Raw genomic sequence first — 14488 nt, 5'->3', positions numbered from 1 at the left:
GCGCTCTCCTTATTCGCCAGCGACAGCGGCGTCACTCGACGCGGCAAACAGTTGATCCAATTCGTTAATCAGCTGCACATCGGGCCGACAATGGAACACGCCGTTCGCGCCATGTTGCTCATCACCGTTAGAATCCGCCCCTTGCATGCCACGTAAAAACAGGTAATACACTCCACCGATATGACGCTCATAGTCGTAATCCGGCACGCGTGTTTTCAAATAGCGGTGCAGTGCCAAGGTGTACAGCTGATATTGCAAGTCATAGCGGTGATCGAGCATGGCGCGTGCCAGCGCATCCGGGGCGTAATCGGCCGCCGCATCGCCCAAATAGTTGGACTTATAATCGAGCACATAAAAGCGCCCCTGCCAGCGAAACACCAAGTCGATAAAGCCTTTAAGCATGCCTTGCACGTTGGCAAACTCCAGTCGCTGCGGCGCTTGGCGCGTGAGCGGATCGTAGCGCCGACACAGGCTATCTAGCCGCGCAGCGTGCAGTGGAGAGTCAATCGGCAGGTAAAACTCCAACTCCACACGCCGATCTTGTGGCCCGATTTGATTGAGGGTTAACGCCTCACCATCGAGCGGGGTCGATAGCACCTGCGTCAACCAATGCTGCAATACCGGCTGCCATTGAGCGTCCAGCCCGTGGGCGTCGCTCATCAGCGCCAACGGCTCAGACCACGTATCCGGAGCAGTAAACTCTAAGGTTTCAAACAAGCTGTGCAAAAACGTCCCTGGGCGAGCGCCGCGCGGGAAGGTAAACGGCGAGTATTCGATTTCTGGCACGTCTGGCTCGGTTGACTGCGCGGGATCGATTGACGCAAGTGCATTGGAGTCTGCATCTGACGTGAGCTTACCAGCCCAGTCACTTTCTTTATCACTGGAGCTATCAACGGCACTATCAATGGCGAGCGTACCGAGCCACTCGGCGGCCATATCAGCCTCGGCAACCGCCAACACAGTGCTATTTTCTGGACTCATCGCCGACTCTGCCGCGAGCGCCGCCGCACTGACCGGTTGCTCGCCGGCGGCGTCCTGATCAAAATGCGGTAGCCAGTCCACCGCTTCTTGGTGACGGCTTAAGTGCGAGTAGCTGGTGATCCACCAGTTACGGTCGATATGACCGGTAAACTGCGCGGCGGCCAAGGTCGGCGCGCTTTCGCTCACCGGTGGCATAAATTGCGCCGCCTCAGGCAAACCGGCAAGTGCCACATTACCATTCCCCACTTCACAAAGATGACGGCAGCAGCTATCCAGCAAGGCGGCATCACCGGCTTCGCCGCGTTGCAGCAAATAGCCAAACGCGCTTTGGTGTACATCGGTGCTGTCACGCTTGCCATTACCCACCGTCAGTGCCGCGACGCCCACTTGGCAGTGATAAATCGCGCGGGTCAGCGCAACGTAAATCAGGCGGATATCTTCGGCCAAACGCTCATATTCGGCGCGCTCCGCCGCGAGCGGATCGCCGGTTAAATCCAGCACCGGCTGTAAGCTGTCATCGTGGTACAAACTGCCATCAGCTTTACGAAAACCGCAAGCAAAGGGCAGCCATACCAGACCGTATTCCAAGCCTTTGGATTTATGGATGGTGACGATTTTGACCAGATGGGCATCGCTTTCCAAACGCAGTTGCTGCTCATCGCTACCGTAAGCCGGCTCAGCCAGTTGCAGCGCGAACCAGCGCAGAAGTGCATGCTCACTATCTAACTCGGCGGCCGCTTCTTGCAGCAGCTCGCCCAAATGCAGCACGTTGGTCAACCGGCGCTCACCGTCAGCGCCCGCTAACAGCGTTTCCGCCAATTCGCGCTCGCGCAGTACCAGATGCAGCATCGGCAACACGCCTTGGCGCTGCCAGCAGCGGCGATACATTTCGAACTCCGCGACCACCTTTTCCCAGCGCTCTTCATCTTGGTTGAGCGCATCTAATTGGGCGGCACTCAGCCCCAGTAAGCTACTGGCCAGAGCCGCGCGCAGTAAACGCTCTTGTCCCGGTTGTAAACAGGCTTGCAGTAAGCGCAGCAAATCGGTGGCTTCCGCCGTACCAAATACGCTATCGCGGTTTGACAGATACACCGAAGAAACACCGCGCGCGCTCAGGGCTTGTCGCACTAAGGCCGCTTCACGGCCAGTACGCACCAGCACGGCGACATCTTGCGCCTGTACTGGCCGAACTTTATCTCCGCGCACAATCTGCCCACGCCCTTCGACGCCAGCTTGTAGCCAACCGGCGATGGAGTTGGCGCACGCCGCCGCCATCTGCTGTTGGTAATCGCCGCTGTTACAGCGCTCCCCCGGCAAACGACACAACGTGAGCGCCGGTTGCACTTGCTGCTCGAGCGTGAAATGCAACCCATTGGCCGCCGGCGATGCTTGTACCGGCGAAAACGGGATATCGGCGCGGAATAAAAATGGATCTGGCGAGAGGCTAAACAGGCGATTGACCGCATCCACCATCCCCGCCGACGAGCGCCAGTTGGTGTCTAGCGTATAGTGGGCACTTACATTGCGACGCGCCTCGATGTAGGTAAAGATATCCGCGCCACGAAACGCATAGATAGCCTGCTTCGGGTCACCAATCATCAATAAACCGGTATCACTGCGCCCACCATACAGGGTATGGAAAATGTGGTATTGCTGCGGATCGGTGTCCTGAAATTCATCAATCATCGCCAACGGATAACGCTGACGGATAGCCTCAGCCAGCGCCGGACCACTTTCTTGCTGCAGCGCCTGCGACAAGCGCGTCAGCAAGTCATCAAACGACATCTCACCGCGCTCAAGTTTATGCCGCTGCATCGCGCCGCGTAACTCAGCGATAGCCTGCGCCAGCACGATATCGCGCAAAGTAAGTGTTTGCTCACACAGCTGCTCAACCTGGTCAAATAAGGCTAGCGACGGGCATTCGCCTTTTTTCGTCGCCTCGTGCAACCGCGACTGTGCAAAGCGTGCCAGCGAGTCAGGATAGCGATAATCACGAGTCGGCTGCATTGCCCATGCGGTGATTTCACCCACCCATTTGCTCACCCAATCGCCACGATACTTGTTCTTGGCAATTCCAGAGCTGGCAATCAGCGCCTCAATCTCACCCGCATTCGCCAGCCAAGCCTGCTTAAGTGCATCAAGCTGCGCGACAATCTGCTGATGGCGCGCCGCCAGATCGGTATCCTCGCCATGCCGATGAATGCGCGGTGCCGGTCCACTTAAGTAACGCACTACCTCATGTTGCAGCGCTTCAGGTGAAGCCCACTCTTGGCTGATCACCGCCGCCATATCGCGCGACAGCGGATAAAAATGACGTCGCCAAAAGTCCGTGACCACCTGCCGCACCAAGCTTTGCTCATCGGTCACCAAGGTTTGCTCAAACAAACTGCCGGACTCAAAGGCATTTTGCGTCAGCATCCGTTGGCAAAAACCGTGGATGGTGTAGATAGCCGCCTCATCCATCTGCCGCTCAGCCGCCAGCAAAGTCTGCGCCGCTTCAGTACAATCGGCGGGAGCAATATCCATCATCTGTGCCAACAACGGATCTTTTTTCCCTTTCTCCGCTAGCAACAGGTCTCGCAGCGCTGGCTGCTGCACCATTTGCATCAATAGCAAACGTCCTTCACGAATACGCGCGCGGATCCGCTCACGCAGCTCACCGGTTGCCGCCTCGGTAAAGGTCACCACCAAGATTTCATCGACCCGTAGCGGACGCGTAAAGGCGGCATCGCCGCCCAAACCGAGCAACAAGCGTAAATAGAGCGCCGCAATGGTATAGGTTTTCCCAGTACCGGCGGACGCTTCAATCAGGCGTTCGCCATATAAGGGCAGGCTAAGCGGATTCAGAGGTTGCGCAGTCATGCTAGATTCCTGTCTGACGGCGAGATAAAAAAGACTTCAATGTGAGTAGGTTATGATACCAGTGTGACCGATGATTAGGCCAAACGGATTCGGCAAGCGCTTCACAAAATCGCACCCGATAGCTAACTTCCCCAAAAATAAAAGCCGGACAAGCCGGCTTTTAATGCGCAGAGTTCTTAATGCTCAGAGCTCTTAATGTGCTGCGCTGTTACTGATTTTATCCAGCGCCTGTTGCAACGCCGATACCGAAGCCTCAGCACTCCACTCGGCCGGGTGAGCAAAGCCCTCTTTGCCTTTACCGCCTTGTACTTGCGACAGTAATGACAAGCCCGTACCGCGCATCACCGCCTTATGGTAGAAGCTGTACACCTGCGGCTGGGTTAGTTTTTCCAGAGCTGCAATCAGCTGCGCACGCCCATTAAAGGCCGCATTGCCACGGCTGAAATCACCACTCAAGCGCTGCGCTTCTTCATCCAGCGTTTGTGGTGGCTGGCGCAATTCATTGAGCAACGCATTTTTGAACTGGGCAAACTCCTCCGCCGGCATGCTCTGTAAACGCGCATCGGCTTGCTTGAAGAACGCCTGATAACGCTCGAACAAATAAGCGGGGGTCTTCTCTGGAGTTTGCAGAACAAAGTTCAGACCCCACTGGCGACCAACCGGCATCGCGTAACTGAATACCGCATAACCCAGTTGCTCTTTGGTGCGCAGCTGATTGAAGAACAACGGCTGCAAAATTTGTCCCAGCAGGGCCGCTTGCGCTTGGCTATCACGCTCGCTGTAGCCAGTCGGCACGTACAATGCCGCCAGCGCGGAGTCCGAGGCCGAGATGCGGCGTGCCAAATAACCATGATGCGCACGGCTCACCACCACGGTTTCGCCATACCACGCCTGCTTACCTTGGGTTTGCAGTTGTGATTTGATCTGTGTGGCCAGATTCTTCACCTGCTCTTCGCTGAAATTACCCACTGCCAACAAAGCTGGCGTAGATTGCTGCAGCAACTGCTGACGGTACTGCAACAGCTCATCCAGCGTGATGCTATCGAGCAGTGCTAAACGCTCGCTACGCTCAAAATACGGCACCGCCGAGAGTGATTGCAGCGGTTGCACCGCTTGCTGGTAAGCACGCATTTTCTCCACGGAGTCCAAACGATCGCGATACCACGCCTTCGCTTGCGCCAGCTGCGCCGCGGTTGGGTTAAAGTCGCGATAGCCTTGCAACAGCGCCAGCATCAGTTTTGGCAGATGCTGAGTAAAACCACTGGCGCTGACTTGCAGGCCATTGTCATTACCGCTGTTAAAGCTGATCCCGCCGATAGCCGCCTGATAGCTCAGTTCATCCAGTGACAAACTGGCCAAATAGTCAGTCAGGGCAAACAACACCTGATGGCGCGGGCTGTTATCGGCCTGCGGATTGCGCAGATCCAGCGTCACAACCCCTTTCGGCTCATCGACAAAGTACTGGCTCGGTGCCAACCATGCCTGCAGATCGTTTTTCGCGATCACCGCCACCGGTTGACCATTATCGGTTTTAACCGGTTTTTGCAGACTAAAATCATCTGGGATATACGGATTCAGCGCCGGCAGTTTCAGGTTCAAAGCCGCGCCTTGCTGCTGCCACAACGTGAATTGCTCTGGAGTAATCCGGCTTACCGAATACGGCGCATTCACAAAATAAGCTTTCTTGTTGTGCGGCTCTTGCGGGCTGATATACCAAATTCGTGCGTGCTGCGGCGTCATGCTCGCCAAGCGTTCACGGATCGCATTTGGGTCAAATTGATCGGCTAACACACCGGAGTTCAGCACATTTTGCACCGGAACCCGCAGCATGTTGTCGGATAAATCCTCCACATAGCTCATATCGCGCGTGATTGACTGATAACGGAAATCCAGCATCAGTACATCGGCAATCTCATCGAAATAACTCTTCTGAATGCCTTTTTGCTCCAGCTCACGCAGATAGCGGAACACAGACGCCACAATTTCATCGCGGTGCGCCAGACCTTTATCGGTCAGCGAAATGTAGATACTGAACGTACCGGCATTACGCGCCAACATCGGATCGGCATTGCTCTGAATGCCATCAGCTAACCCTTGGCGCAGCAGCCAGTCAGCCAACGTACCCGGGCTGCGGTTATCCAGCATGTAACCGATATAGGTGTTCACTTTATTGCGAAACGCGGCGCTGTCATTCGGGATAGTAAAATCAATGCGCAGTGCTTTGATTGGCTGCACCGGCACGTAGTGCAGGATAATCCCTTCTTCTTTTTCGGTGGTCAGCGGCACAGTCACTTGGGGCGCATTAATCTTATGATCGGCAATGCGACCAAAGCTGGCATCGGCCAGTTTCGCCATTTGCTCCAGCGGCTGGTTGGAGTACAGCACCGCTTGCATGATATTGGCCGAATAATAGCGCTGATAGAACTTACGCAGCTCAGCATGCAGCTTACTGTTCGGTTTATCCGACAGGGTTTCCAGATTGCCGCCGGAGAAGCGCGCCGTCGGGTGTTTCGGGTTCAGGGTTTCTGAATCCACCCCGGCCATACGCATGCCATCACGCGAACGCGCCATCACCAGCTCCGCATTCACCGCATGACGCTCTTTATCGCCATTTTTGGCATCCAGCAGCGGCTCGGCCAACGCATCGGCCAAGCGGTCAACCGCCGGATCAAAGGCGCTGTTTTCCACTTCCAGATAATACGAGGTGCGATACGGCGCAGTGCTGGCGTTATGGCTGCCACCGTTTTTATTCAGGAACAGGGAAAAGCCATCCGCTTCGGGATATTTCTTCGATCCCATCAGGATCATGTGCTCCAGATAGTGTGCCAACCCTAACTGACTGTTTGGATCGTCCATCGAGCCCACCGGCAAAGTGACCGCCGCCAAAGATTTCGTGGCTTTGGGATCGGACACCAGCAACACCGTCATGCCATTATCCAGACGGATCGGCTGATACTCGCGGCTATCGCGCTCACTTTTTTGTACCGGCTCAGGCAATACCTGCCAAGCCGCCAATGATTGCTGACTCCAAAGCAGCGGCAGGCAGACCAACAGACTCCATACCCACATTTTCCAACGCCACGGTTGGTTCAGTTGCCGCATCAGGCATCCTCCCTCTTTAACAGTTCAGGTCACGCACTCAAGTGCTGCATAACCGGTAATAAATAACGTGTGGCCTGCGCAGTAATTTGCGCCAGCGCATCGTCACTGAGACCACCGAACAAACGCTGCAAATACGGGTCTTCCCCTTCACCGTTATGTTGGTATCCGCCCAAATAACAATCGCGTAACGCCCGCAGGGCTTTTTGCTGACTCTCAGCATCGTCGGCTATCGCGCCATCACGATAACAGCGGCTAAGCCATGCCCAGCCGGTTTTCGGCAACAGTGACAACGGAGTCTGTAACCCCAGCTGATAGCCTTCCAGTAAGCACGTCAAATGCGCACGCGCCTCAGACTCCGCCAGTGGCGCAAAGGCATACTGACTCTCATCACGCCCCAGCATACGGCTCACGCCCGGCTCGACTGCGTGCTGATGGCACACTAGGCAATAGACCAGATGCTCCAACCATAAGTTCAGTGCATCTACAGCATTTAATGTGCCAGGACGCCAGCGCAGTAGTCCGTTATCTTGCACGCCTTGCAACCAACCGCGCAGTTGTAACGACGCGCTATCGTCGCCTAACTCCAGCTCTACTTCCCAATCGAAGGTGTCTTGTCGCTCATGGGCAATACGCGCTGACAAGGCCTGCATATCCGCTAACAGATTTTCCCAAATCAACTCGCCAAAGCTGCCGTACGGCAAACGCCCTTCGGCGCGCAGGCGGCGAAAAAACTGCTCAGGTGACTCGTGATTGAGCAAAATATTCAGCAGCTGCTGATTGATGCCATAGCGGCCTAGACCATCCAGACCAAACGGCTCATTATCCGGCACCCCTGCTTGCGGCGCGTCAAAACTGACGCGCAGGCGCTGGCGGAAAAACGCCCGAACCGGATGACGATAAAATTGCCGCACCGCATCGAGCTCCAGTTCGCACTCACCGGCTTCCGGCTGCCAACTTTGCGCCCAGAACGCCGGAGCCGGCGTTCCCGAACGGGATGCCGACGGCAGCCACTGCCCCGCAAAACTGCTCGGCGAGCTTGCCTCGGCGTTCGCCGCCGGCGCCGCACCACCTTCGTCTTTTGGCTCCGCCATAAAGTTACGTGGACTGAACGGCGTAAGTGTCTGTTCTGAGACTAAATGTGCCTGCAAATGCGGCTCGGCGTCAGTGTAAAGTTGTAACAACTTTTGCGGCGATGCACTGGAGGTCTGCGCCTCAGAACAAGCCGCTTTAATCGCGGCAGCATCCGCAGCCAAAATCCGACTTTGTAGCAAATAATCGAGCAATTCACTGACCAGTACCGACGGTGCTCGTGGCGTATTATCCTGCGCCGAACGCCCGACATAGCTGATATACAGCTGCTGTTGCGCGGACAAAATCGCTTCCAAAAACAGGTAGCGGTCATCATCACGCCGCGAACGATCGCCACGCTGACTACGCCCCGCCATCAGGTCAAAACCCAGTGGCGGCAGGCTGCGCGGATACACGCCATCATTCATGCCCAGCAAACACACCACTTTGAAAGGAATTGAGCGCATTGGCATCAGGGTACAGAAGTTCACCTGACCGGCCAGAAAACGCTGACTGATCCGCTCATTATCCAGTGCCGCCGACAGCGCATCACGCAATACTGCCAGTGATAACGGAGCATCAAAGCGAGCCAGCGCAGCCTGCTCCACCAGCCGCTCAATTTGGCGGGTGATCAGCGCCAATACCGGTTCGGTTTCGGTATCACTGACAAACAGCTGACTGAGAAAATCACTCAGCAGCGCCGCCCAAGCCTGTGGCGTGTGCGCGCGGCTGAAGGCTTGTCGCCACAGCGCCAAGGTTTCCAGTAACGCCGCCAATTGCCCCACCAGCGCGGCACGTAAACCCGACACCTCATCATAGGGTAGCTGATCATCGAACAGACCGCTGTCGGTGCGCATGGCATAACCCAGCAACATGCGCTCGACCCCAAAGCGCCAAGTATGGCTGCCGGTCACCGGTAAGCCCTCAGCGGCCACCGCCGCATCATCCAGCCCCCAGCGAATACCGGACTCCTCCACCCACTGGCGCAGCAACACTAAGCCCTGCTCATCAATGCCAAATTGACGTGCCAGCGCCGGCACTTCCAGCAACGCCAAAATTTCCTCAGCGGCAAAACGGCTATATGGCAGCTGCAGCAGCTGTAAAAAAGCCTGCAAAATCGGGTGCGCTTGACTGGCACTGCGGTCAGAAATGGAGAACGGAATTCGCTGTACCTGCTCACTTGCGCCAGTTTTCGCTCCCGCCGAAAATACTGCCTGAATGTAAGGGCTATAGCGGTTAATATCCGCCACCATCACCAGAATATCGCGCGGCGTCAGGTCCGGATCAGCTTGCAGAAGGTGCAGCAAATGGTCGTGCAGCACTTCCACTTCGCGCATCGGGCTATGACAGGCATTGATGCGAATCGAGTGATCGTTTTGCGCCACCGGATGGCGTGGATGCTCGACATCCGGCATCAACACCGTGCCGTCATCCAGATTTAAGATATCGCGCTGCAACTGATGCAGCAGATTATCGGTCTGTGGCTCAACGAACGCTTCAATGTCATTCGGCTCTAATTGCGCCAGCAGATAAAAGTTATCGCGCCCCAACTTGCCCATCGACGCGAGCAGCGGATTGCCAATATTCGGTGGTGGCAAAAATGGTCGCGTGGTATCCCCATCGCGAGAGCGCCATTGGCGAGCCACCCATTTCGGATCTTGAATATCGCCCCAATAATGGCGGCTTGGGTTGGTAAACATCAGGTGCACATCGCAGTGCAAGCTGAGCGCCTTGAGGGCGCTGAGGTATACCGGCGGCAAGGCCGAAATCCCGAAAATGAACAGCCGTTTGGGGATCCCTTGTGGGCGAGTGGGCGCCTGCTCGAGCGCTTGAATAAACTTTTGGTACAAGTTTGCTCGGTGCCAGTGTGGTTGACCAAGCTCGGCCGTCAAACGCACCAATTCACGCCACAATACCGGCTGCCACGGATGCTCATCAGCCAACTCGGCGACCGTTTCGCCGCGCTCCCAACTGGCAATCCACTCCGGGCGATACACCAAATATTGGTCAAACAAGTCCGCCACACGCGCTGCTAGCTGATACAGCTTGCGCTGGTTCTCATCGGCATGTAAATCGCCTTGCAGATAGTGGCGTAACGGCTCAAACAAAGGGTCATCTAGCTGCGCAGGCAACAGCGTCATCAGCTTCCACGTCATGGCCTCTTTGCCAAACGCACTTTGCTTCGGGATATCCGGCAACACGCAGGTAAACATGTTCCAGATAAAGGTCGCCGGCAATGGAAACTCCATGTTCGCGGCAATACCGAACTCCTGCGCGACCTGCAAACGCAGCCACTGCGCCATCCCCGGGCTTTGCACCAACACCACATCCGGTTCAAACGGATCGTCCAGCGGATTAAGCCGCATCAATTGACACAACAGGGATTTGAGCAGATCCAGCTGATTGGAGTGGTAAACAGTGAACACGGGTAACCCTCAGACATCCATGATGACACACGTTGTCAGCTAACCGCCGAGCGGCTGCCAATACCGATTATTTATTATGATGACAGATTCAGGCGACTAAAAGACAAAAAACACAAATAAAACATTAACAAGGAAGGGAAAAGGTAGCAGAAAATCAGGCCGATCACGCAACAAGCCACAAAACTCGCTTATTGCTATTACACGCCGTAGTCGCCGTGGCACCGCCTGTTTCATGTCACGCAAATTTCCGGCCAGCGCGCACAAATCGTCACGCACCGGCCCGAGATTAAGCAGTATTAACGTGGCATGTAAACTCGCTAATGCCCCGCACTCATAGACATCAGCGACATCAGTTCGTCATCCCTCAACGCTCTTTAATGTACGGCTTACCCACCGCTTTGGGCGCGACTGAACGGCCGATAAAGCCGGCCATCAAAATCACGGTCAGCACATACGGCAGCGCCGAGAAGACTTGGGTTGGCAATACGCCAATGCCCGGCACCGAGACCCCTTGCATACGAGTTTCCAGCGCAGTGAGAAAACCGAACAGCAAACAAGCCCACAATGTTGGCCACGGTCGCCACTTACCAAAAATGACTGCCGCTAACGCGATATAGCCTTGTCCGGCGGTCATCTCACGCCCAAAGCCCGCATTTTGCGCCACCGACAAATAGGCTCCGGCAAAACCGCACATTACCCCCGCCAACATCACGCCGCTATAGCGTAAACGCGCCACCGAAATCCCCGCGGTATCCACCGCATTTGGCTCTTCCCCCGCCGCACGCAGACGTAACCCAAAGCGCGTTTGAAACAGCACCCAGCCAGTCACCACCACCGCCACGAATGCCAGATAGACCAGCAAGGTATGGCCAGAAATCAGCTCTTCATACAACGGGCCGATAATCGGGACATGGGCTTTCATCCATTCGCTAGCTGGTAGGGTCTGCACCAAAAAACGCTGCCCGCTTTCCAGTGTTGGCGTCTGCCCACCACGCCCAAACCATGCATGCCCGAGCGTGATGGTCATCCCCGAAGCAAAGAAATTCACCGCCAACCCAGAAATCACCTGATCGCCGCGCTGATTGATACAGGCATAGCCATGCACCAGCGACAATAAAACCGATGCGCCAATGGCGGAAAACAGCCCCAGCCACACAGAGCCACTCACCGCCGACACCGCCGCCGCCATAAAAGCGGCAAACAGCATCTTGCCTTCCAAGCCGATATCCACTACCCCTGAGCGTTCCGAGAAAATCCCACCCATCGCAGCAAAAATCAGCGGTACCGCCAGACGCAACGAAGAATCTAGCGTAGAGAGAGTCCAAGTAAACACATCCATCAGCTTGGCTCCTTCGGTTCAAACCAGCGCTCAACCGGCACCCGAATCAATCGATCTAGCGCGCCGGTAAAGAAAATCACCAACCCTTGGATCACCATAATCAGCTCCGGATTAAGCTCCTGCATCTCAAATTGCAGCTCGGTGCCGCCTTGGTACAAGGCGCCGAACAGCAGCGCGGCCAGCACTACCCCAACCGGATGATTACGCCCCATCAAGGCTACCGCAATGCCTATAAAGCCAAAGCCATTAGTGAAGTTCATGATCAGGCGGTTTTGCGCGCCATACACCTCATTCACCGCCATCATGCCGGCCAAAGCCCCCGACAGCGCCATCACAATCATCACGATACGCGCCGTATCAATGCCCGCATATTCCGCCGCTTTCGGGTTTTCTCCCACCACCCGAATGGCATACCCCAAACGGGTGCGCCACACTAGCCACCACACCGCCCATGCCGCCAGCAAGGCCAACAATAACGATGGGTTAAGCAGGGAAAAGGGCAGCTCAATCCCATGTCCGGCGGCCCATTCATGCAACTTAGGGAAAACCGCCGAGGGCGCAAAATAGCGCGAATCAGTGGCATTACCGCCTAATTTGGCGATGTGCTCCACCACCAGATAGCCCATCAGTGAGGCCGCAATAAAGTTGAACATGATGGTGGTCACCACCGTGTGTGAACCGCGGCGCGCCTGCAACCAACCGGGGATCGCGCCCCACACGGCGCCAAACAGTGCGGCCATTAAAATCACGACCGGCGCCATTACCCACATCGGCCAACGCTGATCAAAGGCTAAGCACACCAATGTAATCCCAAGCCCGCCCAGATACGCCTGCCCTTCCCCACCGATATTGAATAACCCCGCCTTAAAGGCCAGCGCGACCGCTAATCCGGTAAAGATAAAGTTAGTGGCGTAATACAAGGTGCTCGACAAGCCGCCGTTTTGTAAATTCAGCGCCCCATCCACCATCACATCAAACGCCCGTAGCGGGTCTTCGCCCACCATCAGCACCACCAAACTGGAAACGCCCAGCGCCAGCAACAGCTGCAACAGCGGGATCAGTGCGCTACGTACCCACGCCGGCGCCATTTTTCCCTGCATCATGCCTTCTCCCCATCTTGCGACGCACGCTCGGGAAACTGGCTGCTGGTCATCAGCAAGCCGAGCTCCCGCTCATTGGTCTGCGCCGCTTTCACTTCCCCGGTGATCGCGCCATCGACCATCACCAAAATACGATCGGCCAGCGCCATAATTTCATCCAACTCGACCGACACCAGTAGCACCGCCGCGCCAGCGTCACGGGCTGCAATCAAATTACGATGGATAAATTCAATGGCGCCGATATCCACCCCGCGGGTGGGCTGGCCAACCAATAAGACCTGCGGCTGACGTGACATTTCACGTGCCAAAATCAGTTTCTGCTGATTACCGCCGGAAAAATTGGCGGTTTTGAGGGAAGGTTGTGGCGGACGCACATCATGCGCCTGCATCAGCGCCTGAGCTGCATTCTCAACACGGAGCGGATCGAGCGAGTGACGCCCATACGCCGCATCATACTGGTAACCCAAGATGGCGTTTTCCGCCGCCGAAAAACTTTTCACTAAGCCTTGCCGCAGACGATCTTCCGGCACATGAGCCACCCCGAACTGACGCAGTTGCCGCGCATCGCGCCGATCCTTGGGGCCCAGATTCAGATTGCCTTTTTGCGTGGTCAGTGTCAGCTCACCGATTTGCGGTGTCAGAGTTCCAGCCAACACTTCCAGCAGCTGCGACTGGCCATTTCCCGACACACCGGCGATCCCTAAAATCTCACCGGCACGCAGTGCAAAACTGACATCCTTCAAACGCCACACGCCTTGCGGATCGCGATAGCTTAAGTGCGATGCGCGCAAACAGACCTCACCAGGGTGGCTCGGCGCTTTATCGACCCGCAGCAACACTTTGCGCCCAACCATCAACTCCGCCAAGGCCGGTGGCGAGGTTTCCGCCGTTCGGCAATGCGCCACCATCTCACCGCGACGCATCACAGAGACCGCATCAGTGATCGCCATGATCTCTTTAAGCTTGTGGGTGATCAGCAAGATCGTTACTCCTTGCGCACGCAAGGTATGTAAAATCGCAAATAACTGCTCGGCTTCTTGCGGCGTGAGGACCCCCGTCGGTTCATCCAAAATCAAAATGCGCGCCCCGCGGTACAGCGCTTTTAAGATTTCCACCCGCTGCTGCATGCCAACCGGTAACTCGCCAACTACGCTGTCGGGATCGATAGCCAAACCATAACGCGCCGCAATCTCCTCCAACGCCTGACGCGCCTGACGACGGCTATGACGCAGCAACGCGCTGCTCTCCGCCCCCAGCATGACGTTTTCCAGCACCGTAAAGGTTTCCACCAGCATAAAATGCTGATGCACCATCCCAATTCCGCAAGCAATGGCTTGCTGGGAGTTATGGATAGTGGCCGGTTGACCATCAATCAGGATCTCGCCACTATCGGCTTGATAAAAGCCGTACAGGATAGACATCAGGGTTGATTTGCCGGCACCATTTTCACCGACAATGCCATGAATAGTACCTGCCGTAACCTGCAGGCAGATATCGTGGTTGGCCACCACCGAACCAAAGCGTTTGCTGATGTGGCGCAGCTCAATAGCCAACGCCCCTTGCTCAGGCTTTGCTAATGACTCCGGTAACGGCTGGGAGGGTTGTTGCAT

Annotated in this window: 6 protein-coding genes; all 6 read right to left on the bottom strand. The window is 55.9% G+C overall.

Annotated features, from left to right (window positions below):
• Positions 1-9: 9 nt before the first annotated feature.
• Positions 10-3843, bottom strand: coding sequence for an exodeoxyribonuclease V subunit beta (gene recB / locus LQ901_RS01880; protein WP_233671931.1), 3834 nt, complete (start codon positions 3841-3843; stop codon positions 10-12).
• Positions 3844-4035: 192 nt separating this feature from the next.
• Complete coding sequence (gene ptrA / locus LQ901_RS01875) at positions 4036-6912, bottom strand: pitrilysin (protein ID WP_370635674.1); 2877 nt, start codon at positions 6910-6912, stop codon at positions 4036-4038.
• A 62-nt stretch (positions 6913-6974) separates the two neighbouring features.
• The gene (gene recC / locus LQ901_RS01870) at positions 6975-10439 is read right to left on the bottom strand and encodes an exodeoxyribonuclease V subunit gamma (RefSeq protein WP_233671929.1); all 3465 of its coding nucleotides are present in this window, start codon (positions 10437-10439) and stop codon (positions 6975-6977) included.
• Between the two features lie 364 nt (positions 10440-10803).
• Positions 10804-11778, bottom strand: a complete 975-nt coding sequence (locus LQ901_RS01865) for an ABC transporter permease (RefSeq protein ID WP_064978133.1) — start codon at positions 11776-11778, stop codon at positions 10804-10806.
• Positions 11778-12881: an ABC transporter permease gene (locus tag LQ901_RS01860; protein WP_064978134.1), complete on the bottom strand. Its 1104-nt coding sequence runs from the start codon at positions 12879-12881 to the stop codon at positions 11778-11780. Before LQ901_RS01860 ends, LQ901_RS01865 begins: the two co-directional genes overlap by 1 nt.
• Complete coding sequence (locus LQ901_RS01855; RefSeq protein WP_064978135.1) at positions 12878-14488, bottom strand: ABC transporter ATP-binding protein; 1611 nt, start codon at positions 14486-14488, stop codon at positions 12878-12880. The genes LQ901_RS01860 and LQ901_RS01855 overlap by 4 nt, the downstream gene beginning before the upstream one ends.

The sequence above is a fragment of the Plesiomonas sp. PI-19 genome (genome assembly GCF_021368255.1).
Taxonomy (GTDB): domain Bacteria; phylum Pseudomonadota; class Gammaproteobacteria; order Enterobacterales; family CAMTGL01; genus Plesiomonas; species Plesiomonas shigelloides.
This window is presented reverse-complemented; position numbering and strand designations above follow the sequence as displayed.